The 26,576-nt window shown below is 68.0% G+C and carries 27 protein-coding genes; 7 read left to right on the forward strand and 20 right to left on the reverse strand.

Going from position 1 to position 26,576, the window contains the following annotated elements; all coding sequences use genetic code 11:
- Positions 1–122 precede the first annotated feature (122 nt).
- The gene (locus GH815_RS04970) at positions 123–1,202 is read left to right on the forward strand and encodes a YeeE/YedE family protein (protein ID WP_153747653.1); all 1,080 of its coding nucleotides are present in this window, start codon (positions 123–125) and stop codon (positions 1,200–1,202) included.
- On the opposite strand, the gene GH815_RS04975 is transcribed toward GH815_RS04970, so the two are convergent.
- The gene (locus tag GH815_RS04975) at positions 1,135–2,421 is read right to left on the reverse strand and encodes a DUF3422 family protein (protein ID WP_153747654.1); all 1,287 of its coding nucleotides are present in this window, start codon (positions 2,419–2,421) and stop codon (positions 1,135–1,137) included. The two genes, GH815_RS04970 and GH815_RS04975, sit on opposite strands and share 68 nt — an antisense overlap.
- A 257-nt stretch (positions 2,422–2,678) precedes the next feature.
- Here GH815_RS04975 and GH815_RS04980 point away from each other — a divergent pair, with 257 nt between their 5' ends.
- Genes GH815_RS04980 through gluQRS form a run of 3 tightly spaced genes read left to right on the forward strand, consistent with a single transcriptional unit; the run spans position 2,679 to position 5,441 of the window.
- Positions 2,679–3,221, forward strand: a complete 543-nt coding sequence (locus tag GH815_RS04980; protein WP_153747655.1) for a DoxX family protein — start codon at positions 2,679–2,681, stop codon at positions 3,219–3,221.
- 41 nt (positions 3,222–3,262) lie between these two features.
- Entirely contained in the window at positions 3,263–4,603 is a 1,341-nt protein-coding gene (gene trmFO, locus GH815_RS04985; protein WP_153747656.1) for a methylenetetrahydrofolate--tRNA-(uracil(54)-C(5))-methyltransferase (FADH(2)-oxidizing) TrmFO, read from the forward strand.
- On the forward strand, positions 4,596–5,441 hold the full coding sequence (gene gluQRS / locus GH815_RS04990) for a tRNA glutamyl-Q(34) synthetase GluQRS (protein WP_153747657.1): 846 nt from the start codon (positions 4,596–4,598) through the stop codon (positions 5,439–5,441). The genes trmFO and gluQRS overlap by 8 nt, the downstream gene beginning before the upstream one ends.
- A 41-nt stretch (positions 5,442–5,482) precedes the next feature.
- On the opposite strand, the gene hisI is transcribed toward gluQRS, so the two are convergent.
- On the reverse strand, positions 5,483–5,842 hold the full coding sequence (hisI, locus tag GH815_RS04995) for a phosphoribosyl-AMP cyclohydrolase (protein WP_153747658.1): 360 nt from the start codon (positions 5,840–5,842) through the stop codon (positions 5,483–5,485).
- A gap of 67 nt (positions 5,843–5,909) precedes the next feature.
- Here hisI and GH815_RS05000 point away from each other — a divergent pair, with 67 nt between their 5' ends.
- Positions 5,910–6,362, forward strand: coding sequence for an iron-sulfur cluster assembly scaffold protein (locus GH815_RS05000; RefSeq protein WP_132695337.1), 453 nt, complete (start codon positions 5,910–5,912; stop codon positions 6,360–6,362).
- A gap of 125 nt (positions 6,363–6,487) precedes the next feature.
- Here GH815_RS05000 and GH815_RS19370 read toward each other — a convergent pair whose 3' ends face one another.
- From GH815_RS19370 to sciP, 5 genes are all read right to left on the reverse strand, one after another.
- Positions 6,488–6,610 carry a hypothetical protein gene (locus GH815_RS19370; protein ID WP_279388205.1) on the reverse strand — a complete coding sequence of 41 codons (123 nt, stop codon included), beginning with the start codon at positions 6,608–6,610 and terminating at the stop codon, positions 6,488–6,490.
- A gap of 108 nt (positions 6,611–6,718) precedes the next feature.
- Positions 6,719–8,809: an ATP-dependent DNA helicase RecG gene (gene recG / locus GH815_RS05005; protein WP_153747659.1), complete on the reverse strand. Its 2,091-nt coding sequence runs from the start codon at positions 8,807–8,809 to the stop codon at positions 6,719–6,721.
- The gene (gene ligA, locus GH815_RS05010) at positions 8,806–10,932 is read right to left on the reverse strand and encodes an NAD-dependent DNA ligase LigA (protein WP_153747660.1); all 2,127 of its coding nucleotides are present in this window, start codon (positions 10,930–10,932) and stop codon (positions 8,806–8,808) included. The genes recG and ligA overlap by 4 nt, the downstream gene beginning before the upstream one ends.
- An 80-nt stretch (positions 10,933–11,012) precedes the next feature.
- Positions 11,013–11,732, reverse strand: a complete 720-nt coding sequence (ctrA, locus tag GH815_RS05015) for a response regulator transcription factor CtrA (RefSeq protein WP_153747661.1) — start codon at positions 11,730–11,732, stop codon at positions 11,013–11,015.
- Positions 11,733–11,852: 120 nt separating this feature from the next.
- On the reverse strand, positions 11,853–12,131 hold the full coding sequence (gene sciP / locus GH815_RS05020; RefSeq protein WP_153747662.1) for a CtrA inhibitor SciP: 279 nt from the start codon (positions 12,129–12,131) through the stop codon (positions 11,853–11,855).
- 126 nt (positions 12,132–12,257) lie between these two features.
- Between sciP and mnmA the strand changes: the two genes are divergently transcribed.
- The gene (mnmA, locus tag GH815_RS05025) at positions 12,258–13,406 is read left to right on the forward strand and encodes a tRNA 2-thiouridine(34) synthase MnmA (RefSeq protein WP_153747663.1); all 1,149 of its coding nucleotides are present in this window, start codon (positions 12,258–12,260) and stop codon (positions 13,404–13,406) included.
- 74 nt (positions 13,407–13,480) lie between these two features.
- Here mnmA and lpxB read toward each other — a convergent pair whose 3' ends face one another.
- The 13 genes from lpxB to pyrH form a co-directional block, all read right to left on the reverse strand.
- Positions 13,481–14,647, reverse strand: a complete 1,167-nt coding sequence (lpxB, locus tag GH815_RS05030; RefSeq protein ID WP_343030665.1) for a lipid-A-disaccharide synthase — start codon at positions 14,645–14,647, stop codon at positions 13,481–13,483.
- Positions 14,644–15,480 carry an LpxI family protein gene (locus tag GH815_RS05035; RefSeq protein ID WP_153747665.1) on the reverse strand — a complete coding sequence of 279 codons (837 nt, stop codon included), beginning with the start codon at positions 15,478–15,480 and terminating at the stop codon, positions 14,644–14,646. The genes lpxB and GH815_RS05035 overlap by 4 nt, the downstream gene beginning before the upstream one ends.
- Positions 15,477–16,274, reverse strand: a complete 798-nt coding sequence (lpxA, locus tag GH815_RS05040) for an acyl-ACP--UDP-N-acetylglucosamine O-acyltransferase (protein WP_153747666.1) — start codon at positions 16,272–16,274, stop codon at positions 15,477–15,479. The genes GH815_RS05035 and lpxA overlap by 4 nt, the downstream gene beginning before the upstream one ends.
- A 4-nt stretch (positions 16,275–16,278) precedes the next feature.
- A complete protein-coding gene (fabZ, locus tag GH815_RS05045) occupies positions 16,279–16,776 on the reverse strand; it encodes a 3-hydroxyacyl-ACP dehydratase FabZ (protein ID WP_153747667.1) in 498 nt (165 codons plus the stop codon).
- A gap of 83 nt (positions 16,777–16,859) precedes the next feature.
- Positions 16,860–17,450, reverse strand: coding sequence for an OmpH family outer membrane protein (locus GH815_RS05050; RefSeq protein WP_153747668.1), 591 nt, complete (start codon positions 17,448–17,450; stop codon positions 16,860–16,862).
- A 3-nt stretch (positions 17,451–17,453) separates the two neighbouring features.
- Positions 17,454–19,778: an outer membrane protein assembly factor BamA gene (gene bamA, locus GH815_RS05055; RefSeq protein ID WP_153747669.1), complete on the reverse strand. Its 2,325-nt coding sequence runs from the start codon at positions 19,776–19,778 to the stop codon at positions 17,454–17,456.
- Between the two features lie 144 nt (positions 19,779–19,922).
- Positions 19,923–20,060, reverse strand: a complete 138-nt coding sequence (locus tag GH815_RS18810) for a hypothetical protein (RefSeq protein WP_170290293.1) — start codon at positions 20,058–20,060, stop codon at positions 19,923–19,925.
- Between the two features lie 84 nt (positions 20,061–20,144).
- Positions 20,145–21,491, reverse strand: a complete 1,347-nt coding sequence (rseP, locus tag GH815_RS05060) for an RIP metalloprotease RseP (protein WP_153747670.1) — start codon at positions 21,489–21,491, stop codon at positions 20,145–20,147.
- Between the two features lie 27 nt (positions 21,492–21,518).
- Positions 21,519–22,700, reverse strand: a complete 1,182-nt coding sequence (dxr, locus tag GH815_RS05065; RefSeq protein ID WP_153747671.1) for a 1-deoxy-D-xylulose-5-phosphate reductoisomerase — start codon at positions 22,698–22,700, stop codon at positions 21,519–21,521.
- 7 nt (positions 22,701–22,707) lie between these two features.
- Positions 22,708–23,499, reverse strand: a complete 792-nt coding sequence (locus tag GH815_RS05070) for a phosphatidate cytidylyltransferase (protein WP_153747672.1) — start codon at positions 23,497–23,499, stop codon at positions 22,708–22,710.
- Positions 23,499–24,224 carry a polyprenyl diphosphate synthase gene (gene uppS, locus GH815_RS05075; RefSeq protein ID WP_343030666.1) on the reverse strand — a complete coding sequence of 242 codons (726 nt, stop codon included), beginning with the start codon at positions 24,222–24,224 and terminating at the stop codon, positions 23,499–23,501. Before uppS ends, GH815_RS05070 begins: the two co-directional genes overlap by 1 nt.
- Before the next feature lie 28 nt (positions 24,225–24,252).
- Positions 24,253–24,819: a ribosome recycling factor gene (gene frr, locus GH815_RS05080; RefSeq protein ID WP_153747673.1), complete on the reverse strand. Its 567-nt coding sequence runs from the start codon at positions 24,817–24,819 to the stop codon at positions 24,253–24,255.
- Between the two features lie 53 nt (positions 24,820–24,872).
- On the reverse strand, positions 24,873–25,610 hold the full coding sequence (pyrH, locus tag GH815_RS05085) for a UMP kinase (RefSeq protein ID WP_153747674.1): 738 nt from the start codon (positions 25,608–25,610) through the stop codon (positions 24,873–24,875).
- An 88-nt stretch (positions 25,611–25,698) separates the two neighbouring features.
- On the opposite strand from pyrH, the gene miaA reads away from it, so the two are divergent.
- Entirely contained in the window at positions 25,699–26,571 is an 873-nt protein-coding gene (miaA, locus tag GH815_RS05090; RefSeq protein WP_153747675.1) for a tRNA (adenosine(37)-N6)-dimethylallyltransferase MiaA, read from the forward strand.
- Positions 26,572–26,576: the final 5 nt, after the last annotated feature.

Below are 26,576 nucleotides of genomic sequence, written 5' to 3' on the forward strand. Positions count from 1 at the left end.
TCCCCGCCGGTCCCGCAGGCGCGAACAGCGTTCCGGTCCCGCGCGGCACGGGACAGCGCCCGAGGCTTGATCGGCGTGACCGCGCGGGGCATCTGCGGTCCAGCACCTCCGGAGTATCCGCCATGTTCGAGACCTTCGGCTTCGAGACCCTTACCGCCCCGCAGGCAGCCCCGTTCCTTGGCCTTGCGCTGGGGCTGATCTTCGGCGTGCTGGCCGAGGTGACGGGCTTCTGCTTTCGCCGCGCCGTCGCCGGCCCGGCCGAGACGCGCCGCCCGGCGCTGGGCATCTGGATGGCCGCGCTTGCCGCCGCGATCCTGGGCACGCAGGGGGCCGTTGCGGCGGGGCTGATCTCGTTTCAGGGCCACCGCTTCCTGTCGCCCGACCTGCCGGTGCTGGCGATCCTTGCGGGCGGGCTGATGTTCGGCGCGGGCATGGTGCTGACGCGGGGCTGCATCGGGCGACTGACGGTGCTGAGCGGCAGCGGCAACCTGCGCGCGGCGCTGGTGCTTGTGATCGTCGCGATTGCCGCGCATGCCACGATGAAGGGCGTGCTGGCGCCGCTGCGGGTTGCGGCGTCCGAGTTCACGCTGCCCGTGGGCGAGTGGGGCCTTGCCGCGCTGCCGGGCGGCGCGCTGCTCTGGGCGGCGATCCTTGCCGCCGGTGCCGGGGCGCTGGCCTGCTGCTCGGGCGCGCCGCGGGGCAAGCTGGCGCTGGCGGTGCTACTGGGCCTTCTGGTTCCGGCGGGCTGGGTGGGCACGGGCTTCGTGCTGTTCGACGAATTCGACCCGATCCCGCTGGAAAGCCTGTCCTTCACCGCACCCGCGGCCGATGCGCTGTTCTGGTCGGTCGCGTCCACCGCCGTTGCGCCGGGCCTTGGCGTCGGGCTGATCGGCGGCGTGCTGGCCGGTGCGCTGGCATCCGCGCTGATCGCGGGCCGCTTCCGCTGGCAAAGCTTCGAGGGTCCGGCCCAGACCGGCCGCTATCTTGCGGGCGCGGCGCTGATGGGCGTGGGCGGCGTGCTGGCGGGCGGCTGCACGATCGGTGCGGGGCTTGCGGGCGTGCCCACGCTTGGCCTGTCGGCCTTGATCACGCTGGGCGCCATCGCGCTGGGGGCGCGCGCGGCCGAGGCCGCGCTCAGTGCTCCATCCCGCGGCGGATCGAGCGCACCATCGCCCACACGCCAGCCACCACAAAGGGCGTGAGCAGCGCGGTCAGAAGCCCGGTCGAAAGCTCCAGCGCATCGGCCACCGGATAGACCAGATAGGACGCCAGACTGACGGCGTAATAGCTGATCGCCACGACCGACAGCCCCTCGACCGTGCGTTGCAGGCGCAGTTGCAGATCGGCGCGCTTGTCCATGCTTTCCAGAAGCTTCTGGTTCTGCGCCGAGCGTTCCACATCGACCTGTGTGCGCAGCAGGTTCGCCGCCCGCACCGCCCGCCGTGTCATGCTGTTCAACTGCGCCTCGGTCGCCTTGACGGTGCGCATCGAGGGTTCGTAGCGGCGCATCATGAATTCGCGGAAGGTCTGGCGATAGGCGAAGCGTTCCTCGCGCAGCACCTCGATGCGCTGATCCACAAGCGCCTCGTAGGCGGTCGTGGCCGAGAAGCGGAACGCGGTCTGCGCCAGCAGGCTTTCCAGTTCCGCCGATACCGCCAGCAGGTTGCGCAGCGTCTCCTCGGGCTGGCGGTGGCCCGCCCGCATCTCGCCCACAAGCTCGGTCAGTTGCGGGTCGATCTCGGCCAGCCGCGCCGACAGTTCGCGCGCCCGCGGCAGGCCCAGCATCGACATCGCCTTGTAGGTCTCGATCTCGGTCAGCCGCTGCACGATCCGCCCCACGCGCCGCTCGCCCGTGCCCGGCCGCGCGAAGACCGCGAAACGCATGTGCCCGCCCGGGTCGATCCGGAAATCGGTCGCCATGATCCCGGCATCTTCCAGGATCGACGAGGCGCACAGGCTGTCGGCCACGAACCAGTCCGACAACCGCTCGTCGATATCGTCGCGCCCCTCTTTCAGCTGTTCGACCCGGATCAGCGCCGAGGTCAGCCGCGCCCCGGGCGCGCGTTCCAGCCAATCCTCGGGAAACACTTCCCATGCGGCGGGGTCGAAGGGCCGCTCGGCCACGCCGGGGGCGAAGATCGTGTAGGTAACGAATTCCGCATGGCTTTCCCACTTGATCTTGTAACGCCCCATCGCGCCGAAGAAATGCGTGTCGCCGGGCTTGGGGTGCTGTGCGCCGAACCGGTCCAGCAGGTCCAGCAGATGCGTCCGGTCCGCCTCGCGGTCGCGGTTGACCGCATCGCGCGGCGGCTTGATCGCCAGAAAGGCCGCATGGCAGGGCGGCTGCAAGGACGGGAACGGCCGCGCGTGCAGCTCGTTGGTCAGCATGTAGCGCAGCGGGTGGTCTTCGATCGGGGCCATGGCGGGCTCTCGGCTGACTCGGGGCTGGTTCAACCTCTAGCGCATGGGCGCCGTTTGTAAACGCGGCAGGGGCGCACCCGGGATCATCGCTCCTGTTCGCAAAGCATTAACCAAGGATCCAGATTGGTACTGTTCTCCCCCGGTTTCGACATGATCGACCGTCCGGCGTCAGGATTTCGTCAAGAAGAAACCGGAATTGTCTGACCTGTTCGAAATCGACCTTAACCTCGACCGACACCGAAGGGAGAGCTGCCGCCATGACTGGCAAACCGCCCCTCGTGCAGGTGGCCTCGCACCGCGCTCTTGCCGCTGCGCGGATGCTTGTCGCCGCTTACTTCATCGCCCATGCCACCGGGATCATCGTCATGCCCGACGGCACGGACCTGGTCCCGCGCGCCGAAACCGCCAGTGTCGTCTCCTGGGCGGCGATCACCGTAGTCTGGCTGACCGGAATCGCGCTGTTCCTCGGCCGCATCGTCCGGCCAGCGGCGCTGATCCTGGCGATCTATACGGTCTGCGTGGCGCTGATCTCGCATGCGGGCCTGTTCGCCATGCCGGGCCCGAACCACGCGCTTTGGGTCGAGCTTGCGCTGGTGGGGGCGCTGGTGATGATCGCGCTGACGGTGCATTACAAGCCCGGCAGCCCCACGCAGGACAGCGACGACCGGGCCGCCGCGGCCGAGGACGAACTGTTCCGCACCCGGCTGGAACTGGCCGAAACCCGCGCCGCGCTGGCCGAGATACAGGCCAGCGACAAGCGGATCTCCTACGCCCCTCCCCTGATGCGCCGATCGGCCTGAGCCCCCTTCCCTTGGGCCGCATCGCCCGCTAGATCGGGGCCATGGCAGACCCCCTTCACATCGTAGGCGGCGGCATGGCGGGCGCCGAGGCCGCCTGGCAGGCCGCGCAGGCCGGGCTTGACGTGGTGATCCACGAGATGCGCCCGCAAACCGGCACCTTTGCCCACCGCACCGACCGGCTGGCCGAGATGGTGTGTTCCAACTCGTTCCGCTCGGACGATGACGAACAGAACGCCGTGGGCCTTCTGCATTGGGAAATGCGCGCGGCGGGCGGGCTGATCATGGCGATGGCCGACGAAAACCGTCTGCCCGCGGGCGGCGCGCTGGCCGTGGACCGCGACCGCTTTGCCGAGGCGGTGACCGCGCGGCTGCTCGACCACCCGAAGATCAGCCTTGATCGCGCTGAAATCACGTCGTTTCCCGCGGATGGGCGCTGGATATTCGCGACCGGCCCGCTGACCTCGGACGCGCTGGGCCAGGCGATCCGCGCCGAAACCGGCGCCGAGGCGCTGGCCTTTTTCGACGCCATCGCGCCCATCGTGCATGCCGACAGCGTGGACCTGACCCGGGCATGGTTCCAGTCGCGCTATGACAAGGGCGAGACCGAGGAAGAGCGCACCGCCTATCTGAACTGCCCGATGGATCGCGACCAGTACGACGCCTTCATCGACGCGCTGCTGGCCGCCGAGAAGACCGAGTTCCACGAGGGTGAGACCGCAGGCTATTTCGACGGCTGCCTGCCGATCGAGGTGATGGCCGAGCGCGGGCGCGAAACGCTGCGCCACGGGCCGATGAAGCCGGTGGGGCTGACCAACCCGCATGCCCCGGACATCAAGCCCCATGCCGTCGTTCAACTGCGCCGCGACAATGCGCTGGGCACGCTCTACAATATCGTCGGCTTCCAGACCAAGATGAAATACGGCGCACAAACATCTGTTTTCAGGATGATTCCCGGGCTTGAAAACGCCATGTTCGCGCGCCTTGGCGGGATCCACCGCAACACCTTCCTCAATTCGCCCACGCTGCTTGATGCCGAATTGCGGCTGAGATCGCGCCCGCATATCCGCTTTGCCGGGCAGATCACCGGGGTCGAGGGCTATGTGGAATCGGCCGCGATGGGCCTGCTGGCGGGCCGTCTTGCCGCCGCGGAACACAGGGGCCGCAGCCTGCCGCCCGTGCCCGCGACCACGGCCACTGGCGCGCTGGTGGCCCATATCACCGGCGGCGCGGATGCCCGGACCTTTCAGCCGATGAATGTCAATTTCGGCCTGTTCCCGCCGGTCGAGGGGCTCCGGGCCGGGCGCCGCGGCCGGCGCGACCGCTACAAGGCCTATACCGACCGCGCCAAGGCCGACTGGACCGCCTGGCTCGCCCATGGCTGAGGCGCGCACCCGCTTCGCGCCCTCGCCCACCGGGCCCCTGCATCTTGGCCACGCCTTTTCCGCGCTGACCGCCTTTGACCGCGCCCGCGCCGCCGGGGGTGTCATGCTGCTTCGGATCGAGGATATCGACAGCACCCGCTGCCGCCCCGAATGGGAGGCGCTGATCTTCGACGATCTTGCTTGGCTCGGCATCGACTGGCCGCGCCCGGTCCAGCGCCAGTCCGCCCGCCTGCCTGCCTATGGCGCCGCGCTCGACCGGCTGGCCGTGATGGGGCTGACCTATCCCTGCCGCTGCCGCCGCGCCGATATCCGCGCCGCGCTGGCCGCGCCGCATGCGCCGGTACTCGGCCCCGACGGGCCGGTTTATCCTGGAACCTGCCGCACCCGCCCGATGGATCAGGCCGGTCCCGATGACGCGATCCGGCTGAACATGCAGGCAGCACTTGCCCGGCTGGGCACGCTTCCGGCCTTCACCGAAACCGGACCGTCCCATGCCGGGCGCCACGCGCTGGACCGCGAGGCGCTGATCGAGACGGTTGGCGATGTGGTGCTGGCGCGGCGCGATCTTGGCACCTCCTATCACCTCGCGGTGGTGGTGGATGACGCCTTCCAGCAGGTGACCGAGGTCACGCGCGGCGAAGATCTGTTCGAGGCCACGCCGATTCACGTTCTGCTTCAGTGCCTTCTGGGCCTGCCCTCGCCAAGCTACCACCATCATCGCCTGATCGTCGACGAGGCGGGCAAGCGGCTGGCCAAGCGCGACGATGCCCGCGCGCTGGCGCGCTACCGCGCGGACGGCGCGACGCCGCAGGATATCCGCCGCCTTGTCGGGCTCTGACGCGCCCGCTGCTTCTTCTTGGCACAAATACCCATGGCGCCTCAGCCTGCCAGAGGCGCCATGATCTCCACTTCCTCGCCGTCGCGGATCGCGGTGTAGAAACAGCTTCGCCGGTTGGTGTGGCAGGCCGGACCCTCCTGCTCGACCAGCAGCAACAGGCAGTCGCGGTCGCAATCCACGCGCATCTCGATCAGCCGCTGGACATGGCCGCTGCTCTCGCCCTTGACCCAGAAGGCCTGCCGCGAGCGCGACCAATAGGTGACGCGCCCGCTGTCCAGCGTGCGGGCAACCGCGTCTGCGTTCATCCAGGCCATCATCAGCACCGCGCCGCCCGTATCCTGGGTAATCGCCGGGATCAGGCCCGCCGCATCGTATTTCAGGCTTGCAGGATCGAAGGCCATGGCCGAACTCCTTTGAAAACGCGCGCGCCGGGGTTATCTATGCGCGATGCGGGCAGAAGGGAACGCCATGACCGCCGAGACCGATCTCGTCAAGCTCTACTCCCAGCGCATCCTGGCGCTGGCGGCCGACATCCCGCATCTGGGCCGGCTGGAGGCGCCGATGGCCAGCGCGCGCAAGCGCTCGCCGCTTTGTGGCTCGACGGTCAGCGTGGATCTGGACATCGCGAACGGGCGGATCACGCGCTTTGGCCAGGACGTCAAGGCCTGCGCATTGGGTCAGGCCGCGGCGGCGGTCGTCGGGGCCGCCATCCTGGGGCGCAGCCGGGACGAGGTGCAGCGCGCCCGCGACCAGCTCAAGGCGATGCTCAAGGAAAACGGCCCGCCGCCCGAACCGCCCTTCGAGGGGCTGGAGGTGCTGGCCCCCGCGCGCGAATATCGCAATCGCCACGCCTCGATCCTGCTGGCGCTGGAGGCGACGCTGGAAGCCTTTGACGCCGCCGAAGCCGCGGCCTGCGCCTGATCCGTCACAAAAAACCGCCGCGCTCCGGTGCGGGAGGCGGCGGCAAGGTATGCGTCCGTGCAGAGAGAGGCAGGCTCCCGGCCCCTTGGGGAAAGGCGCAGGCACAGACAGCGGGCAGTGAACCGTCAGTAAAGCGCGGGCAGGTGCAGCCCCGCGAACAAGGCCACCATCAGCGCGGCGGCGCCAATCGCATCCTGCCAGAGGGTGGCGCGGCTGCGCTCAAGGGTGGCGAGCAGTTCGGTCAGCATCGGGGCAACCTCCTGTCGGGTAACTTGTTGCCTATTTGTTCTCATACTTTCGGTTGCGCGTAAAGAACTTTTTAAGAACTTTCCGGAACAGACCAGAACGGAACGCCCTCAGCCCACCTGAATCAGCCGGATCGCCTTGTCCTGCTCCATCAGCCAAAGCAGCACGCGGGCGGCCTTGCCGCGCTCGGTTTCCAGCGCCGGATCGTCGGCCAGCAGCTTGCGCGCGTCGCTTTGCGCCAGCGCCATCAGTGCCGATTGCCGCTCCAGATCGGCAATGCGAAAGCGCGGCAGGCCAGATTGCGCGGTGCCGATCAGATCGCCCGCGCCGCGCATCGCCAGATCCTCCTCGGCGATGCGAAAGCCGTCCTCGGTCTCGCGCAGGATTTCCAGCCGCCGCCGCCCGCTTTCGGTCAGGGGCGGCTGATACATCAACAGACAGGTCGAGGCCGCCGCCCCCCGCCCGACCCGACCGCGCAACTGGTGCAATTGCGCGAGGCCAAAGCCTTCGGCCCGCTCGATCACCATGATCGAGGCGTTGGGCACGTCCACCCCCACCTCGATCACCGTGGTCGCGACCAGTACCGCCGTCTCGCCCGCCTGAAACCGGGCCATCGCGGCGTCCTTTTCGGGGCCGGGCATCTGGCCATGCACCAGCCCCACGACGCCCTCGCCCAGTGCCGCGCGCAGGCTCTGAAAGCGGTCCTCGGCCGCAGTCAGGTCCACCAGTTCCGAACCCTCGACCAGCGGGCAGACCCAATAGGCCTGCCGCCCCTCGGCCACGGCGCGGCGCAGATGGTCCACCACCTCGTCGATCCGCCCGGCCGAGACCAGCGCCGTGCGCACCGGCATCCGGCCCGGCGGCTTCTCGTCCAGAACGGACACATCCATGTCGCCATGCGTGGCCAGCGCCAGACTGCGCGGAATGGGTGTCGCCGTCATCACCAGCACATCCGCGCCCGGCCCCTTGGCGGCCAGTTCCATCCGCTGCGACACGCCGAAACGGTGCTGTTCGTCCACGATGGCCAGACGCAGGTCGCGCAGCGCCACATCCTTCTGGAAAAGCGCATGGGTGCCGACCAGCACCTGAATGTCGCCCGCGGCAAGGGCGGCAAGCTTGGCCCGCCGCTCGGCGCCCTTGTCGCGGCCGGTCAGGATCTCCAGCACCACGCCCGCCTGTTCGGCCAGCGGGCGCAGGTTTTCCAGATGCTGGCGGGCAAGGATCTCGGTGGGCGCCATCATCACCCCCTGCCCGCCAGCCTCGACCGCGATCAGCAGCGCCATGAAGGCGACCAGCGTCTTGCCCGCGCCGACATCGCCCTGCAAGAGCCGGTTCATCCGGCTGGGCCGGGCCATGTCGGCCGCGATCTCGTCGATTGCGCGGGTCTGTGCGGCGGTCGGCCGGTAGGGCAGCGCCGCCAGCACCCGCGTCCGCAGCCGCCCGTCGCCCGCCGTCACCCGGCCCTTGCCGCGCCGGACGGAAGCCCGGGCCAGCGCCAGCGTCAACTGATGCGCGAACAGTTCGTCATAGGCCAGCCGCTGGCGTGGCGGTGCGGTCGCGGCCATCTCGCGCGGGCCGAGCGGGGCATGGGCCATGCGCAGCGCGGCGGCCCAGCCCGGCCACCCCTCGCGCGCCCGCAGCGCCGGGTCGATCCATTCGGGACAATCGGGCAGCCGGTCGAGCGCCGATTGCACCGCGCGGGTCATCTGTTTCAGGCCCAGCCCCGCGGTCAGCGGATAGACCACCTCGTAATCGGGGATCGTCTCGGCCTGATCGGGCGACACCACATGATCGGGATGGACCACCTGGATCATCCCGTCGAAATGCTCGACCTTGCCGGAAATCACCCGCCGCGCACCTTCGGGCAGCAGCTTGCGCAGGTATTCGCCCTTGGCGTGGAAGAAGACCAGCGTAAAGGCGGTTTCGGCGTCCTGCACCTGCACCCGCCAGGGCCGGCCCCTTGTGCGCGGCGGCTCGTGGCGCAGAACCTCGATCTCGACGGTGGCGACCTCGCCCGGCGGCACCTGCCGCAGGCTTGCCCGCCGCCGCCGGTCCACGCCCGAATGGGGCAGCGTGAAGATCAGATCGCGCGGCTTCCCGATATCGAGCTGGGCCAGGAGCTTGGCGGTTTTCGGCCCGACCCCGTCCAGCCCTTCGAGCCCGGCAAACAGCGGAAACAGGATATCCGGCCGCCCGCTCATGCGCCGCCGATGAGTTGAAGCCACGCCTCCTCGTCGATGGTCTCGATCCCCAGATCGGCGGCCTGCTTCGCCTTCGATCCCGCCCCCGGACCCGCCACCACCAGATCGGTCTTCTTCGACACCGAGCCCGCGACCTTGGCCCCCAGCGCCTCGGCCCGCGCCTTGGCCTCGGCCCGGGTCATGCGTTCCAGCGTGCCGGTAAAGACCACGGTCTTGCCCGCCACAGGGCTGTCGACCTGCCCGCGCGGCTGGGCTGGTTCCACGCTCAGATGTGCCACAAGCCGGTCGATCGAGGCGCGCTCGGCCGGTTGGTGAAAGGCCGTGACAAGCGAGGACGCCAGCACCTGCCCGACCCCGTCGATGGACAGAAGCTGTTCCCACTCGGCCCCGCCGCCCACGGTGGCGTTGGTCATCGCGGCCTCGAACGCCTGCCAGGTCAGGTAATTGCGCGCCAGAAGATCGGCGTTCACCTCGCCGACATGGCGGATCCCCAGGGCAAAGATCAGCCGGTGCAGCGGGATCGTGCGGCGCGCCTGAATGGCGGCGAACAGGTTGGTGGCGGATTTCTCGCCCCAGCCGTCGCGGTTCTTCAGCTTGGGGATGTTAGCGCGGTCGCGCGCCTCAAGCGTGAAGATGTCGGCGGGTTCGCGGATCGGCAACACTTCGTCACGGTAGAACATCTCGACCTGTTTCGCGCCCAGCCCCTCGATGTCGAAGGCGTTGCGCGAAACGAAATGCTTGAGCCGTTCCACCGCCTGCGCGGGACAGATCAGCCCGCCGGTGCAGCGGCGCACCGAATCACTCTCTTCGCGAATCGCGTCAGAGCCGCATTCGGGGCAGATCGCGGGAAAGGCATAGGGCGCGGCGTCCGGGGGCCGCTTTGACAGATCCACATCCGCCAGCTTGGGGATCACGTCGCCCGCGCGATAGACCTGCACCCAGTCGCCTTCGCGGAAATCCTTGCCGTCGCGGATCGCCATGCCCCGGGAATCGCGCCCGGCGATGTAATCCTCGTTATGCAGCGTCGCGTTCGAGACGACGACGCCGCCCACGGTGACCGGCATCAGCCGCGCGACCGGCGACAGCGCGCCGGTGCGGCCGACCTGAATCTCGATCCGTTCCAGCCGCGTCCAGGCAAGTTCGGCGGGGAACTTGTGCGCGATGGCCCAGCGCGGCGTGGTCGAGCGGAAACCAAGCCGGTCCTGAAGCGCGAGATCGTCGACCTTGTACACCACGCCATCGATGTCATAGCCCAGCGTCGCGCGGCGCTGTTCGATGGCGGCGTATTGCGCCAGCAGCGCGTCGGGGCCGTCGCAAAGCGCCGTCCAAGGATTGACCGGAAAGCCGAATTTCTCCAGCCGGTCAATCGCGCCCTTCTGGGTATCGGCCAGCGGCGCGCTGAGCGCACCCCAGCCATAGGCAAAGAACCTGAGCGGCCGGGATGCCGTGATCGCCGGGTCAAGCTGGCGCAGCGATCCGGCCGCGGCGTTGCGCGGATTGGCAAAGGTCTTTTGCCCGGCCTCGGCCTGACGGGTATTCAGCGCCTCGAAATCGGCATGCGCCATATAGACCTCGCCGCGCACCTCGAGGATGTCGGGCGCGCCCTCGATCCGCGCGGGGATGTCGGACAGGGTGCGGGCATTGGCGGTCACGTTCTCGCCGGTCTCGCCATCGCCGCGGGTCGCGGCCTGCACCAGCCGCCCGCCCTCGTAGCGCAGGCTCAGCGACAGCCCGTCGATCTTGGGCTCGGCGGTGTAGATCAGCGGCGCGTCGTCGCCAAGGCCCAGATAGCGGCGGATGCGGGCGTCGAACTCCGCAATCTCGGCAGGCTCGAAGGCGTTCTCCAGCGACAGCATCCGTCGTTCGTGCCGGACCTTGGCAAAGCCTTCGGCGGGCGCGGCGCCCACCCGCGCCGAGGGGCTGTCCGGTCGGATGAGGGCGGGAAAGCGCGCCTCGATCTCGGCGTTGCGCCGCTTCAGCGCATCATAGGCGGCATCCGAGATTTCGGGCGCGTCATGCAGGTGATAGGCCGCATCGGCCTGCGCGATCTGATGCGCAAGACGGGCCAGTTCCGCCCGCGCCGCGTCTTCGGTCAGATGTTCGACAGGTGTCTCGGCCGTCATGCGCCCTCCCGCGGCTGCCCCAACTCAGTGATAGGGGCGCCGCGGCGGGATTTCCAGCGGCCGCCTGGGCCGCCCGGCTGTCATGCGCCCAGGGCGATCGACCTTGGCAACTCGCCGCGCACGGGTTCGGGATCGCGCAGCACATAGCCCCGGCCCCAGACCGTCTCGATATAGGTCTCGCCGCCGGTGGCCTGGGCAAGCTTCTTGCGCAGCTTGCAGATGAAGACGTCGATGATCTTGAGTTCGGGCTCGTCCATGCCGCCGTAAAGATGGTTGAGGAACATCTCCTTGGTCAGGGTGGTGCCCTTCCTCAGCGACAGAAGTTCCAGCATCTGGTATTCCTTGCCGGTCAGATGCACCGCCTTGCCCGCGACCTCGACGGTCTTGGCGTCAAGATTGACCTCGACCCGGCCGGTGCGGATGACCGACTGCGCATGTCCCTTGGACCGGCGGATGATCGCATGGATGCGCGCCACCAGTTCCTCTCGGTGAAAGGGCTTGGTCATGTAATCATCGGCGCCGAAGCCGAAGCCCTTGATCTTGTTCTCGGTATCCGCTGCCCCCGACAGGATCAGGATCGGCGTGTCGATCCGCGCGAGGCGAAGCTGGCGCAGCACCTCATGGCCATTCATGTCGGGCAGGTTCAGATCGAGCAGGATCAGGTCGTAATCGTAGAGTTTCGCAAGGTCGATGCCTTCCTCGCCCAGATCGGTCGTATAGACGTTCAGGTTGGCATGGGTCAGCATCAATTCGATGCTTTTTGCCGTGGTCGGGTCGTCTTCAACCAGTAATACGCGCATGGCGAGGGTCTCCGTTATGTCGTCGAACGTTTACGAACCCTGACGAAAAATGGTTAACGCTACCTTACCTTGACGATCATATTAACATTTACAATTTTAAGTTGTCCAGTTAATTTCGCGTCAGGGTTGTCGGAACTCCTTGAGCGCCGTCACCTTCAGCCCCCGCAACCCATGCTCGCGCACCGCGCGCTTCCAGCTTTCGAATTCTTCCTCGGACAGCGAATAGCGCTCCAGCGCCTCGGCCTCGGATATCAGACCGGCAGCGACGGCCTTGACCACGGCGGCCTTGCGGCTGGCGACCCAGCGAAAGGTGTCCACCGGCGGCAGGTCCGCGCGGGTCATCTTGGTTCCGTCGGGCAGCGTGACGGTCCGGGGCCCCTCGATGCGTTTCAGAAACATCAGCAATCGTCCCTCTTGCGGCTGGCCTGAAACTGGCCCGTCATGCTTAAGGGTGGGTGAAGCCGAGGGTTGAGAGTATCTCGCATTTTCCTATATTCCCTGCGAATGTTCCCCAGGAGTGATCCCATGCCGCTTGACAGCGCGACGCGCCCGCTGAACTCGCTGGGCTTTGCCAAGCCCGAGGCGGAAACCCGCGTGCTTGTCGCCATGTCGGGCGGCGTCGACAGTTCGGTTGTTGCCGCGCAACTGGCCGAGGAAGGCTATGACGTGGTGGGCATCACGTTGCAGCTTTACGACCATGGCGCCGCGCTGGCGAAAAAGGGCGCGTGCTGCGCCGGGCGGGACATCCACGACGCCCGCCGGGTGGCCGAGCAGGTGGGTTTCCCCCATTACGTCCTGGACTACGAAAACGCCTTTCGTGAGGCGGTGATCGAAGAATTTGCCGACGCCTATCTGGCGGGCGCAACGCCCGTGCCCTGCATCCGCTGCAACGAGAGGGTCAAGTTCCGCGACCTGCTGGAGACGGCCAGGGAGCTTGACGCCGACTGCATGGCGACCGGGCATTACATCCGCCGGATGATCGGCGCGCAGGGACCGGAACTGCACCGCGCCGCCGATCCTGCGCGCGACCAGTCCTATTTCCTGTTCTCGACGACGCGCGAGCAGCTCGATTTCCTGCGCTTTCCGCTGGGCGGGCTGCCCGACAAGGCGGCAACCCGGGCGCTGGCGGCGAAATACGGGCTGCCCGTGGCCGACAAGCCCGACAGCCAGGACATCTGTTTCGTCCCCGAGGGCAATTATGCCGCCGTGATCGAGAAGCTGCGCCCCGGCGCGGCCGATCCGGGCGAGATCGTGCATGCCGATGGCCGCGTGCTGGGGGAGCATGAGGGCGTGATACATTACACGATCGGCCAGCGCCGGGGCCTTGGGATCGGCGGGCTGGCCGAGCCGCTTTATGTCGTGCGGCTGGATGTCGATGCGCGCCGGGTGATCGTCGGGCCAAAGGAGTTGCTGGCGACGCGGCTGGTGCATCTTGGCGAGGTGAACTGGCTGGGCGATGCGCCGATCGGGACACGGGCCGAATGGCCGGTTCTGGTGCGCGTGCGCTCGACCCGGCCGCCGCGCGAGGCGATCCTGCGGCCGGTTTCGGAGCGCGAGGCGGTGGTCGAGTTGCTGGCCCCCGAGGAAGGCGTGAGCCCCGGCCAGGCCTGTGTCTTCTACGAGACCGAGGGCACCCGGGTTCTGGGTGGCGGCTGGATCCGGGCGGGCGGCTGAGCCCCTGCGCAAGCGCCGCGCGGGATGTCGGGCGGCGGGATAATGGGTATTTTTGCCAAGAAGAAGACCAGCGTTCAGCCAAGCCCGTCAAGGACGGCGCGGGCGGCGCGCAGGCCGGGGGCCTCGTCGCCCTGCCCCAGCCGGGTCATGGTCAGGCGCGCGGCCGAGAGTTGCGCGGCGCGGGCCGCGGGATCGTCCAGAAGCCGCACAAGCGCGGCGGCAATCGGCGCGGGCTTGCAGGCGGCGCCGAGGAATTCGGGAACGGCGCGGGTTTCCGAGACGATATTGACCAGCGTGACCGTGTCGAGCCTCAGCATCCGGCCGATGATCGCGCGCGAAAGCCAGTTCATGTCATAGGCGATGACCATGGGCGTGGCGGCGGCGGCCAGTTCCAGCGAGACCGTGCCCGAGGCGGCCAGCGCCAGATCGGCGGCGACGAAACCGGCGCGCTTGTCGGCTGGCGGGGTGGTGCGGGGGTCGAGGATCAGCGGCGCGCCGGGCCAGTCGCGGGTCAGGTTCAGGACCGCATCCGCGACCGGTCTGGCCGCGGGGACGACGACACGCAGCGCCGGGTGGCGGGCCAGAACGGGGGCGAGTGCCGCGCCGAAGACCGGGGCAAGCCGCGCAACCTCGCCCCGGCGCGATCCGGGCAGGGCAAGGATCAGCGGGGCATCGGGCGCGATGGCATGAGCATTGCGGAACGCGGCGGCTTCGGCCGGGCTGGCCTGGGGCTGGGCGACGACCGGGTGGCCGACGAAATCGCAACGCATGCCTTCGGCCTGCATGTAGGGCGGCTCGAACGGGAAAAGCGCCAGCACCTGGTCGATCACCCGCGCCATCCGTGCCGCGCGTTTCGGTCGCCAGGCCCAGACGGTGGGGGCGACGTAATGCACCGTGCGGATGCGGCTGGCGGCCTTCACCCGGGCGGCGACGCGCAGGGAAAAATCCGGGCTGTCGATGGTGATCAGCGCATCGGGTTTCAGGTGCAGCACCTGATCGGCGGATTGAGCGATCCGGCGTTTCAGCGCGAAATAGCGCGGCAGCACCTCGGCGATGCCCATGACCGACAGCTCGTCCATGGGAAAGAGGCTGGTCAGCCCCTCGTCCTGCATCAGCGGGCCGCCGATGCCGTGAAACGCGACCCCCGGCGCCAAGGATCTGAGCCCCGCCATCAGCGCCGCGCCCAGCGCATCGCCCGAAGGCTCGCCCGCGATCAGGAAGAACCGGGGCGGGCGGCTCACGGGGTTCGGACCCAGAGAAAGAGCCCGGCCCGATCGGCGCGGGCGATGGTTTCGGCGGGGTCGAGCAGCAGAACGCCCCCGGCCTCGACGACGATCCCGGCAAGGCCCGCGCGGGCGGCGGCCTCGACCGTGGCGGGGCCGATGGCGGGCAGGTCGACGCGGCGATCCTGGCCCGGTTTCGGCGCCTTGCAGACCACGCCCCTGGCGCCCTTGGGATCGGGGCGGCAGGCGCCTGCGACCTCGGCCACCCAGGCCAGCATCGCGTCCGTGCCGGGCAGCGCCTCGACCGCAAGGCAGAGCCCCTGTGCCACCACCGCCCCCTGCCCCACATCCGCCGCCCCCAGCGCCGCGACGATCTGTGCGGCGCGGGCGGCGTCGCGTTCGTCGGCGGGGCCGGGCCGGGCCTGTGTCAGCACGCCGGGCGGCGGCAGCAGGTCGGGCGCCACGGCCTCGGCGCCGACCACGGCAAAGCCCTCCTCCTCGAACAGGGCGATCACCGCGCGCAGGGTCGCGTCGTCGCCTTGGGCCAGCGCGGGGACGATCCGGGGCAGCAATTGCGCGGTGCGCGGGTCGATGCGTTCGGGGTCAAGCCGCGGCCGGGTCACGGCGCCGGCCATCACCACGCGGGTCACGCCGTTTTCGTGCAGGTGGTCGAACAGAAGCGCCAGCCGTTCGAGCGCGAAGCGCAGCACCGGAAGCCCGTCGGGGTTGTCCATCGCGAAGCCCTCGACCTCGGCGATCACGAAGGGCGCGCCCGAGGCGGCCAGCGCCCGGGCCAGATGCGCGGGCAGCGCGCCGCGTCCGGCGATCAGGGCGGTCGCGCCCGCCATCAGCGCGGGGTCAGGAAGGAGCGGTCGGTATCGGCCAGCACGAACTCGACCATCTCGCGGACATGGGGGCTGGTGGTCTCGTCATGGATGCGGCGGGCGCGGTCCATGAACGCGCCTTCGCCCTGGGCCAGCGCCTGAAAGGCGGCGCGCAGGGCCGAGATATCCTCGCGCGGGACGCCGCGGCGTTTCAGTCCGACCAGGTTCAGCCCGTCCAGCACGCCGCGCGGCCCCTGCACGAGACCATAGGGGATGACGTCATTCGTCACCATCGTCACCGCGCCGATGATCGCGCCCCGGCCGACGCGCACCCATTGGTGGATGCCCGACAGCCCGCCGATGATGACATCGTCACCGATCACGCAATGGCCAGCCAGCGCCGAGTTGTTGACCATGATGACCCGGTCGCCCACCTGCGCGTCATGGGCGACATGGGCGCCCATCATGAACAGGCAATCATCGCCGACCCGGGTGACACCGCCGCCGCCCTCGGTGCCGGTGTTCATCGTCACGCCCTCGCGGATGCGGTTGCGGGCACCGACGATCAGGCGGGTTTCCTCGCCGCGGTATTTCAGATCCTGCGGGATGTCGCCGATATTGGCGAAGGGGAAGATCACCGTGCCTTCGCCGATCTCGGTCAGGCCGGTGACGATGGCGTGGCTCTTGACCTCGACCCCGGCGCCCAGGCGCACCTTCGGCCCGATCACCGAGAACGGGCCGATGACGCAGCCCGGACCGATCCGGGCGCCGTCTTCGACGATGGCGGACGGGTGGATGCGCGCGGTCGGATCGACGGCCATCTTCCTACTCCTGCGGCAGGTCCATCATCGCGGTGAACTCGGCCTCGGCGGCAACCTCGTTGCCCACCATCGCGACGCCTGCGAATTTCCATACCTTCTTGCCGCCGCGCTTGACGGTGATGTGCAGTTCCAGCACATCGCCCGGCACGACCTTGCGGCGGAACTTGGCGCTCTCGATGGCCATGAAATAGACCAGAAGCTGGCTGTCGACCTTGCCCAGGGACAGACCGGCCATGACCGCTGCCGTCTGGGCCATGGCCTCGATGATGGTCACGCCGGGCATGACCGGGGCACCGGGGAAATGGCCCTGGAAATGCGGCTCGTTGAAGGTGACGTTCTTGATGCCCACCGCGCTCTGGCTTGGCACGATCCGCGTCACCCGGTCGACCAGCAGGAACGGGTAGCGATGCGGAATGACCCGCTGGATCAGGTGGATGTCGGCTTCGGCCGGAACCTGGGCGGCGGCCTCGCCGATGGCGTCATTCACGGGGGCACTGGTCATCTGAACGCACTCCTTCCACTCGGCCGGTGCGCGGACCGGCATCCGGCAGCCCTAGCAACTCCCCACGTCCGGGGCAAGCCGGGCTACTCGGCCGCGGCATCTGTGCCGGGTTCCGGGCCGGTTCCGGCCGGTTCCGCCGCCTCGGGCGCAAGACGCGCGTCGATGGCCGCGATGGCCTCGTCGGTGATGTCCACCTGCTCGGCCGACAGGATCACCGCACCGCGCTCCAGCACGACCACGCCGCCCCGCTCGCGCACGATTTCCGCGACCAGAGGCAGCGCCTGGCGGTAGAACGCCTGTTGATCCAGTTCACGGCGCTGGGACAGCGCGCGTGCCTTTGCGTCCTGGGCGCGACGGATCGCCACCACCTTTTCGTCGAAGGCTTCGGCCAGCGCGCGGAACTCCTCGGGTGGCAGGGTGCGGCGGCGTTCGGTCAGGTCGCGTTCTTCGGCGATCAGTTCGGCCTCGATCTGCCGGTTCTCGGCACCAAGCGCGCCGGTTGCGGCCTCAAGCGCCTCGGCCAGCGCGCGCCCGGCACGGCTGTCGGCCAGAAGCCGCTCCTGATCCAGGGTCAGAACCGGGCTGCGCAGCATCTGCGCATCCTGCGCGGAACAGGGCATTGCGGCCAGCCCTGCCAGAAGGCCGGCCAGAACCGCCGCGCGCGCCTGTCTCATGGCCTAGAACCGGGTCGAGATCGTCAGGTCGAAATTCTGGGTCCGGTCATAGTCCTTCTTCTTCACCGCCTCGGAGAAGTTGAAGCGCAACGGCCCGATGGGCGTGTTCCAGTAGATCGAGACACCGACTGCCGAACGCAGGCTGAAACTGTCATCCACCCCGGACAGGTTGTTGTCCAGGTTCCAGACCGAGCCGACATCGGCAAACAGACCGCCTTTGATCCCGTATTCCTCGGGCAGGCCCAGCGGGAATTCGGCCTCGAAGCGGGCCACCGCGAACATGGTGCCGCCCAGCGCCTCGTTGTCGGGGGTGCTCAGATCACGCGGACCGATCCCGTTGCCCTCGAAGCCACGGATCTTGCCGTTCAGGAAATAGCGATCCAGAAGCCGGCTGTCCTGGTTGCCCAGCATCGACAGCACGCCGCCCTCGAACTCGGCCCTCAGCGTGATCTCCTCGTTCCAGACCATGGTCTGCGCCCCGATCAGCGCGGTCGTCTCGATGAATTCCAGATCACCGCCAAGCCCGGCGAAATCCTGGTTGAATTCAAGCCGGATGCCGGAATTCGGGTCGAGCCCGTTGCGCCGGGAATCGTAGCTGTAGCTGTAGCCGATCTTGGACGTGGTCAGCGCGCCGCGGTCGGCATCGTCCTGAATGATCTGCGCGTTGCCCTCATATCTGCGGATATTGCTCTCGCCCAAGGTATAGCGCAGCTCAAGCCGGCTGCTTTCGGACAGCGGGAATTGCAGCGAGGGCGAGATCTCGATCTGGCGGGTGTCGAACCTGGAATTGAAGCGTCCGTCGGTCTCGGCATAGAGCGCCGAGAAGCGGAAGCGCACATCCCGGCCAAGGAAGGCGGGTTCGGCAAAGACCAGCCGCGAGGTCGAGTTGTCGGTGCCGGTGTCGATGCGGAAGCTCAGCAACTGCCCGCGGCCAAGGAAGTTGGTCTCGGTGAAGGCGATCGCCGCGCCGGGGCCGTCGACCTCGGAATAGCTGAGCCCGAACGAGAGCGATCCGGTCGGCTGTTCCTCGACATCGACATTCACCACCATCTGGTCGGGCGCGCTGCCCTCGCGCGCGGTGACATCGGCACGCGAGAAGAAGCCCAGCGCGCGGATGCGGTCGGCGGATTCGCGGATCTCGCGCGGATTGAACGGATCACCCTCGACGGTGCGGAACTGGTGGCGCACCACCCGGTCCAGCGTGGTGGCGTTGCCCTCGATGTCGATACGCTCGACGAACATCCGCGGCCCGCGGGTGACGGCGAACTCGATATCCAGCGTCAGGTCACGGTCATTGCGCACCACGCGCGGTTCGACCCGGATGAAGTTCAAACCCTTGCGCGTTGCCAGCCGCTCCATCCTTGCGATGGTGTTCTCGACCGCGAGCGGGCTGTAGACCTGCCCCGGCCGGATATTGGCCGCGCGCTGGAATTCGTCGGCATCGACCTCGGCCAGGTCCGAAACCGTGGTGATCTGGCCAAAGCGGAACTGCTGGCCCTCGCGGATGGTGAAGGTCAGAAGATAGCCGTCGCGGTTGCGCGTCAGTTCGGGCGCGACCGACAGCACCTGGAAATCGACAAAGCCGCGCGAGGTGTAGAAGTCGCGCAGCACCTGCTTGTCGAACTCGATCCGGTCGGCGATGAACGTGTCCGACCTGATGATCCGGCGCAGGATGCCCGCCTGCTTGGTGCCCAGCGCCCGGCGCAACCGGCCCTCGGAATAGGCGCGGTTGCCCACGAACGAGATGCGCTCGATCTCGACCACGGCGCCCTCGACGATCTCGAAGGCCAGATCGACGCGGTTTTCGGAGCGGCGGATGATCTTGGGCGTGACGCTGGCAGCCAGCCGGCCCTGCTGTTCATAGGCTGCGACGATTGCCGCGGCATCGGCCTCGGCCATGCTGGGCGAATAGACGCGGCGCGATTTCGACTGGATGATCGTGGCGAGGTCGTCATCCTTGATCCGGCTGTTGCCCTCGAACGCGATGCGGTTGATCGTGGGGTATTCAGTAACCGAAATCACCAGCGTATTGCCGCGCGGCACCAGTTCGACACGTTCGAACAGCCCGCTGGCCGCGATCGCCTGATAGGCGTCGTTCAGCCGCGCCGCCGACACCGCCTCGCCCCGGGCGATCCCGGCATAGGACAGAATCGTCGAGGCATCGACGCGCTGGTTGCCGGTGACCTCGACGGCCGAGAAGCGGTAGGTCTGCGCCTGCACCACATGCGGCATCAGCGTCGCGCTGCCCGCGGCCCCCAGAAATACCGATGCGGCCAGAAGTTTGGCCCGGCCCCGCCGACCGAGGTTCCCGCGTGCAAATCTCGACATGTCGCCGTCCCGCCCTGACGTGTTTTTCTGCGACTTTAGCTACCGGGAACGCCCGAGGATGTCAAAAGGTCCGGGCCCGGAAAACCGGCGGCGTTGCCCGGTATCCTCATGTCGGGGAGCCGCAAAGGACCGGGGGCGGTGCGATCAGAGCCCGGTCATCCAGCCCGCCAGCATCAGCGCCAGCGCGATGGCAAAGGGAAACAGCAGCCGGTCCCAGTTGAGCTGCATCAGCAGGCTGAGGCCGCGCAGGCCGTTGCGAAGCGTTTCGATGGCCTGGGTCATGGCGAATCCGTCCGTTAGCCCCGTGAAAGCGAACCGGCGGACACCCTAGGCGCGCATTGTGGCGCCAATTGGGCCACTACCGGCCTAGGGACAGACCAGATCGTTCGTCAGCGCAAAGGCCATCAGGCCCAGCAGCATCGCCAGCCCGACCGCGGTCAGGAAACGCATCGCCCGGTCGCTGGGCGGCCGGCCGGTGATCCCCTCGTAGAGGTAGAACACCAGATGCCCGCCATCGAGCACCGGGATCGGAAACAGGTTCAGAAGCCCCACCGCCGCCGAAAGCATCGCGATGAACCAGATGAAGGTTTCCAGCCCCTGACTGGCCGCAGCGCCCGAGGTTTCGGCGATGCCGATGGGACCGGACAGGTTGCACGAACTGATCGCGCCGGTGAGCATGTGATAAAGCGCCGACAGGCTGGATTGCAGGATGTATCCCAGCTGATCCACCCCGTAGCTCAGCGCCTCGACCGGGCCGGGCATCCGCGTCGCGCTTTCGAAGGCCAGACCGCCATTCATCCCGATGATCCAGCGCGTCTCGAAGCTGCCATCGGTCAGCGGCAGGTCCATGGACTTGGGCGTGAGGCTGAACTCCAGCGTCTCGCCCGCGCGCCAGATGCGGATGGCGACCGGCTGGCCGCCATTCTCGGCCACCCGCGCCTGCAACTCGCGAAAGGTGCGGACCGGCTCGCCCGCGATGGCAACCACCACATCGCCGGGCCGGAGCCCGGCATCCGCCGCAGCCGTCCGGGGCTGGACCGAGGACACGATTGGCGGGAACGGAAAGGGGCCGGGAACGTCGCGCTCGGCCCCGTCGCGGCGCACCGTATAGACCGGCGGCGCATCGACGGGCAGCGTCTCGACCGCGCGCAACAGGCTGACATGATCGGGGGTCGGAACACCGTTCAGCGCCAGGATCGTGTCGCCGGGCGCAAGCCCCCCCTGTTCGACGGCATCGGGCGGCAGCGCGACCAGCGCGCCCACGGTCGGCGGATCGACGGCGACGCCGCGCGCCAGCGACAGCGCCGCAAAGACGAGGATCGCAAGCGCGAAGTTGAACAGCGGTCCCGCCGCAACCGTCGCCGTGCGCGCCCAGAGCGGGGCGCCATGCATCGTGTGCCGCCGCGTATCCTGATCCATCCGCGCCACATCGGGCGAGGGCCGGGCCGAGGTGGCGCTGGCATCGCCCATGAAGCGCACGAAGCCCCCCAGCGGAAGCGCCGCGATCTGCCATTTCGTGCCATGCCGGTCAATGCGCGAGACCAGCACCGGCCCGAAGCCCAGCGAGAAAACCTCGGCCTTGATGCCCGTCCAGCGGCCGACGATGTAATGGCCGTATTCGTGGACGGTGACGATGATCGAAAGCGCCAGGACAAAGGCGGCGATCGTGAAGACAAGGTTCCCCGCAGAGGGGATCAGGGTAACGAGATCCAAATTCAGGCGTCCTGGCTTGTGACTGCGCTAGCGTTCCAGGCCACGGACGATGTCGGCCGCCGCCTGTCGTGCCAGATGGTCCGTTTCCAGCACTTTCTCAAGGCTTTCGGGCGATTTTGTCAGAAGGCTGTCGCCGGACAGACGGTCCAGCACGGCCTCGACCACCTCGGCCATCTGGGTGAATCCGATCTGCCGGGCAAGGAAGGCATCCAGCGCCGCCTCCTTGGCGGCGTTGAAGGCGGCCCCCGTCAGCCCGCCCGCCTGCATCACCTCGCGCGCAAGCCGCAGCGCGGGCCAGCGGGCTTCGCAGGCGGGGCGGAAATTGAGCTGGCCGATCTGCACCAGATCGAGCCGCGCCACCGGCAGGTCGCGCCGGTCGGGCCAGTTCAGCGCATAGCCGATGGCGTGGCGCATGTCGGGCGGGCCGACATGGGCCATGATCGCACCGTCCCGGAATCCAACCAGCGCATGGATCAGCGACTCGGGATGGACGACGGCCTCGATCCTGTCGGGGTCGATCCCGAAATATTCCTTGGTCTCAATCAGTTCCAGCGCCTTGTTGAACATCGACGCGCTGTCGACCGTGATCCGTTGTCCCATCGCCCAGTTGGGATGCGACGACGCCTGTTCGGGGGTGGCGTTCTTCAGCGCCTCGATCGGCCAGTCGCGGAACGCCCCGCCAGACGCGGTGATGACGATGCGCTCGACCGCCTCGATCTCCTCGCCGACAAGGGCCTGGAAGATCGCCGAATGTTCGCTGTCCACCGGCAGGATGCGCGCGCCATGCTGCGCCGCCGTCGCCAGCAGAAGCGGCCCGGCGGTCACCAGGCTTTCCTTGTTGGCCAGCGCCAGCGTCGTGCCATGGCGCAGCGCCCGCATCCCCGGCACCAGCCCCGCGGCGCCCACAATGGCCGACATGATCCAGTCGGAGGGACGGTCCGCAGCCTCGGCCAGCGCCTGCGGCCCGGCCGCGGCCTCGACCCCCGAGCCTGCCAGCGCGGCCTTCAGATCGTCATAACACTCCTCATGCGCGGTCACGGCCAGATCGGCCTGAAGGGCGCGGGCCTGTTCGGCCAGCCGCGCGACGTTGCGCCCGCCACTCAGCGCGACCACGTCATATTCCGCCGCCCCACCCTGCCGGGTCAGCAGGTCGACCGTGTTCTCGCCGATCGAACCGGTGGCGCCGAAAATCGTGATCCGCCGTGCCATGCCTGTTTCAGAACCTCACTTGGGGAACATAGACGACCTGGGCCACCAGCAGCATCAACAGCGCCGCGCCCAGAAGGCCGTCGAACCTGTCCAACAGACCGCCATGGCCGGGCAAGAGCGAAGAGCTGTCCTTGACCCCCATGCGGCGTTTGAGCGCGCTTTCGGCCACGTCGCCCATCTGGCTGGCAAAGGACAGTGCCACCGAGATCCAGGGCAGATCGCGCCCCGCATTGGTGAAGGTCAGGAAGATCGCCCCGATCAGCGCGGCCGAGACCCAGCCCGCCACAGTGCCCGACCAGGTCTTTTTCGGGCTGACGCGCGGCCAGAATTTCGGCCCGCCGATGAAGCGGCCCGCGAAATAACCCGCCACATCGGTCGCGATCACCACCAGCACCAGCCAGATCAGCCAGACCATGCCGAAATCGCCCCGGAAACTGGCCAGACCGTAACCCGCCACCAGGATCGCCAGCGCATAGACGCCATAGATCACCCGGTCACGCGGCATCTGCCCGGCGCCGACCAGCGCGGGCGCGGCCAGCAGCGGCAGCGCATAGATGTCCGGCAAGGCCCAGGCGGCCAGTACCGCGCCGCCCGACAGCAGCCCCAGCGCAACCGGCCCGCGCCGGTCCTGCGGGGCGATCATGCGGCCAAGTTCCCACACCATCAGGCCCGAAACCGCCGCGGCCAGCATCGCGAACCAGATGCCGCCCAGCGCGATCAGCACCACACCGACCACGGCCATCGCCGCGCCCGAGATCAGGCGTGCCGACAGATCCTCCCACGATCCCCGCATCGCCATCAGGCCGTGACCGCCCCGAACCGGCGCTCGCGCGCGCTGTAATTCCCGACGATCTCGGCGAAATGGGTGGCCGTGAAATCGGGCCAGAGGACCGGCGTGAACTCGTATTCGGAATAGGCCGACTGCCAGAGCAGGAAATTCGAAATCCGCGCCTCTCCGCTGGTGCGGATCACCAGATCGGGATCGGGCAGAACGCAGGTGTCCAGAAAGCGCGCCAGCGTCTCGGCATCCACATCCTCGGGGTCAAGCCGCCCCTCTGCCACCTCGCGCGCCAGCCGCTTGGTGGCGCGGGCAACCTCGTCCCGGCCGCCATAATTGATGGCAACGGTCAGATGCACGAGGTCATTGGCCTCGGTCAGTTCCTCAAGCCCGCGCATCATGCGCACGAGCTTGGGCTCCAGCCGGTCGCGGTCGCCGATGAAGCGCACCCGCACGCCGTTTTCCAGAAGCGCCTGCGCCTCCTTGCGGATATAGCGGCGAAACAGGGTCATCAGGCCGGTTACTTCGGCCTGGGTGCGTTTCCAGTTCTCGGTCGAGAAGGCGAAAACGGTCAGGTAGCGGATGCCAAGCCCGGGGCAGGCCTCGACGATCTCGCGCACGCGCCGCGCACCTGCCTGGTGGCCGAACAGCCGCGGCCGGCCGCGCATCTGCGCCCACCGGCCGTTGCCATCCATGATTACCGCCACATGGGCCGGGCCGGTATGCTGGTTGTCCTTCGCGGCCACGCCGTCCCCTTTTCCGACCCCGCAGATCTCAGACCTGCATGATTTCCTGCTGCTTGGATTCAAGCGCCTTGTCGATCTGGGCGATATGCCTGTCGGTCAGGTCCTGAATCTCGTCATGCCAGATCTTCTGGTCATCCTCGCTCATGCCCTGGGCCTTGGCCTTCTTGATCTGCTCCATCCCGTCGCGGCGCACGTTGCGCACGGCGACGCGGGCATGTTCGGCATATTGCGCGGCGACCTTGGTCAGTTCGCGGCGCCGTTCCTCGTTCAGCTCGGGGATCGGCAGCATGATGATCGTGCCGTTCTTCTGCGGGTTGATCCCCAGGCCCGATTCCATGATCGCCTTTTCGACCTTGTTGACCAGCGCCTTGTCCCAGACATTGATGGTCACCATCCGCGGCTCGGGCACGTTGACCGTTGCGACCTGGTTGATCGGCGTCAGCGAACCATAGGCGTCCACGTGAATCGGCTCGACCATGCTGGCCGAGGCGCGTCCGGTCCGCAGCGACGCGAATTCCTGCCTGAGCGCACTCATGGCGCCGTCCATCCGGCGCTGAAGATCATCGAGGTCGATTTCCAGCTCGTCATCCGCCATCGGTCTGAACTCTTCTGATTGGTTCGTTGTCGCGCGCAGAGATTGCTATAACGCTAACTATGCACGATTGTATAGGTGCCTTCCCCGGCTAGGATGCCGCGGAAGCCGCCGGGTTCGTCCAGCGAGAAGACGATGATGGGCAAGTCGTTGTCGCGCGCCAACGCGATCGCCGAGGCGTCCATCACCTTGAGATTCTTCACGAGAACGTCATCATATGTGATGTCCTCATAGCGCACGGCATCCGACGCCTTCATCGGATCCTTGTCATAGACGCCATCGACCTTGGTGCCCTTGAAGATCGCCTCGCAGGCCATTTCGTTGGCGCGCAGCGTCGCGGCGGTGTCGGTGGTGAAATAGGGGTTGCCGGTGCCCGCTGCAAAGATGCAGACCCGCCCCTTTTCAAGGTGGCGCACCGCGCGGCGGCGGATATAGGGCTCGGCCACCTCGTCCATCCGGATCGCGCTGATGACCCGGCAGAAGACGCCCATCCCCTCAAGCGCGGACTGCATCGCCAGCGCGTTCATCACGGTTGCCAGCATCCCCATGTAATCGGCGGTCGTCCGCTCCATCCCCTGCGCGCTGCCCTGAAGCCCGCGAAAGATGTTGCCGCCGCCGATCACCATGCAGATCTCGACGCCCAGATCGCGCACCGATTTCACCTCGCGCGCGATGCGTTCCACGGTGGGCGGATGCAGCCCGAAGCCCTGGTCGCCCATCAGCGCCTCGCCCGAGATTTTCAGCATCACCCGTTTGTATTTGGGCTTCGCTTGCGTGGCGCCGGTGTCGTTCATAGGGTCTGCCTCTGCCCGTTATCTTGTGTCGGGCGCAAAATGTCGGAAAAGGCCGACAGGTTCAACGCCGAACGAGGCCGCTGCCCGCATGGAACTGCCCGAACTCGACCCTGCCCGCCCGGTGCTGATCGCCGGCCCCACCGCCAGCGGCAAGTCGGCGCTGGCGCTTGCGATTGCCGAGGCGCAGGGCGGCGTGATCGTGAATGCCGACGCGCTTCAGGTGTTCGCGGGCTGGCGCGTGCTGACCGCACGCCCCTCGCCAGACGAGGAAAACCGCGCGCCCCATGTGCTTTACGGCCATGTCGGCTGGGCGGGGGACTATTCCGTGGGCCACTGGCTGCGCGAGCTGGCGCCGATCCTGGCGGGCGATGCGCGACCGATCATCGTGGGCGGCACCGGGCTTTACTTCACCGCGCTGACCGAGGGGCTGGCCGAGATCCCGGCCACGCCGCCCGCGATAAGGGCCGAGGCCGATGCGCGGATCGCCGCCGGAGAGGTCGCGGGGCTTCTGGCCGAGCTGGACGCCGCAACGGCCGCGCGGATCGACCGGCAGAACCCCGTCCGCGTCCAGCGCGCCTGGGAGGTGATGCGCGCCACCGGTCGCGGGCTGGCGGACTGGCAGGACGCCACGCCGCCGCCGCTCTTGCCGCTGGCCCGCGCCCAGCCCCTGCTGATCGAGGCCGGGCGCGACTGGCTGAACGCCCGCATCGAGACCCGCTTTGCCCGGATGATCGCCGCGGGCGCGCTGGACGAGGCGCGGGCCAATCTGCCGCGCTGGGATCCGGTGCTGCTGTCGGCGCGCGCCATCGGTGCGCCGGAACTGATCGCGCATCTGCGGGGCGAGATCACGCTGGACCAGGCCGTTTCGGCTGCCTGCACCGCCTCGCGGCAATATGCCAAGCGCCAGCGCACCTGGTTCCGCGCAAGGTTCGCGGCATGGCAGCGGATCGCGCCGGGCTGACAGCC

The sequence above is a fragment of the Rhodovulum strictum genome, assembly GCF_009649175.1.
Lineage (GTDB): Bacteria > Pseudomonadota > Alphaproteobacteria > Rhodobacterales > Rhodobacteraceae > Rhodovulum > Rhodovulum strictum.

Excerpts from the sequence above, each read along its gene's own strand:
- ligA (WP_153747660.1), bottom strand. The coding sequence starts at position 10,932 with ATGACGGCCGAGACACCTGTCGAACATCTGACCGAAGACGCGGCGCGG.
- GH815_RS19370 (WP_279388205.1), bottom strand. The coding sequence starts at position 6,610 with ATGCTGACCGAACTGCTCGCCACCCTTGAGCGCAGCCGCGCCACCCTC.
- GH815_RS04975 (WP_153747654.1), bottom strand. The coding sequence starts at position 2,421 with ATGGCCCCGATCGAAGACCACCCGCTGCGCTACATGCTGACCAACGAG.
- miaA (WP_153747675.1), top strand. The coding sequence starts at position 25,699 with ATGGAACTGCCCGAACTCGACCCTGCCCGCCCGGTGCTGATCGCCGGC.
- ctrA (WP_153747661.1), bottom strand. The coding sequence starts at position 11,732 with ATGCGCGTATTACTGGTTGAAGACGACCCGACCACGGCAAAAAGCATC.
- recG (WP_153747659.1), bottom strand. The coding sequence starts at position 8,809 with ATGAGCGGGCGGCCGGATATCCTGTTTCCGCTGTTTGCCGGGCTCGAA.
- GH815_RS05000 (WP_132695337.1), top strand. The coding sequence starts at position 5,910 with ATGACCGCCGAGACCGATCTCGTCAAGCTCTACTCCCAGCGCATCCTG.
- fabZ (WP_153747667.1), bottom strand. The coding sequence starts at position 16,776 with ATGACCAGTGCCCCCGTGAATGACGCCATCGGCGAGGCCGCCGCCCAG.
- GH815_RS18810 (WP_170290293.1), bottom strand. The coding sequence starts at position 20,060 with ATGACCCAGGCCATCGAAACGCTTCGCAACGGCCTGCGCGGCCTCAGC.
- gluQRS (WP_153747657.1), top strand. The coding sequence starts at position 4,596 with ATGGCTGAGGCGCGCACCCGCTTCGCGCCCTCGCCCACCGGGCCCCTG.
- GH815_RS05050 (WP_153747668.1), bottom strand. The coding sequence starts at position 17,450 with ATGAGACAGGCGCGCGCGGCGGTTCTGGCCGGCCTTCTGGCAGGGCTG.
- GH815_RS04970 (WP_153747653.1), top strand. The coding sequence starts at position 123 with ATGTTCGAGACCTTCGGCTTCGAGACCCTTACCGCCCCGCAGGCAGCC.
- pyrH (WP_153747674.1), bottom strand. The coding sequence starts at position 25,610 with ATGAACGACACCGGCGCCACGCAAGCGAAGCCCAAATACAAACGGGTG.
- trmFO (WP_153747656.1), top strand. The coding sequence starts at position 3,263 with ATGGCAGACCCCCTTCACATCGTAGGCGGCGGCATGGCGGGCGCCGAG.
- mnmA (WP_153747663.1), top strand. The coding sequence starts at position 12,258 with ATGCCGCTTGACAGCGCGACGCGCCCGCTGAACTCGCTGGGCTTTGCC.
- bamA (WP_153747669.1), bottom strand. The coding sequence starts at position 19,778 with ATGTCGAGATTTGCACGCGGGAACCTCGGTCGGCGGGGCCGGGCCAAA.
- hisI (WP_153747658.1), bottom strand. The coding sequence starts at position 5,842 with ATGGCCTTCGATCCTGCAAGCCTGAAATACGATGCGGCGGGCCTGATC.
- GH815_RS05070 (WP_153747672.1), bottom strand. The coding sequence starts at position 23,499 with ATGGCGATGCGGGGATCGTGGGAGGATCTGTCGGCACGCCTGATCTCG.
- lpxA (WP_153747666.1), bottom strand. The coding sequence starts at position 16,274 with ATGGCCGTCGATCCGACCGCGCGCATCCACCCGTCCGCCATCGTCGAA.
- frr (WP_153747673.1), bottom strand. The coding sequence starts at position 24,819 with ATGGCGGATGACGAGCTGGAAATCGACCTCGATGATCTTCAGCGCCGG.
- dxr (WP_153747671.1), bottom strand. The coding sequence starts at position 22,700 with ATGGCACGGCGGATCACGATTTTCGGCGCCACCGGTTCGATCGGCGAG.
- GH815_RS04980 (WP_153747655.1), top strand. The coding sequence starts at position 2,679 with ATGACTGGCAAACCGCCCCTCGTGCAGGTGGCCTCGCACCGCGCTCTT.
- sciP (WP_153747662.1), bottom strand. The coding sequence starts at position 12,131 with ATGTTTCTGAAACGCATCGAGGGGCCCCGGACCGTCACGCTGCCCGAC.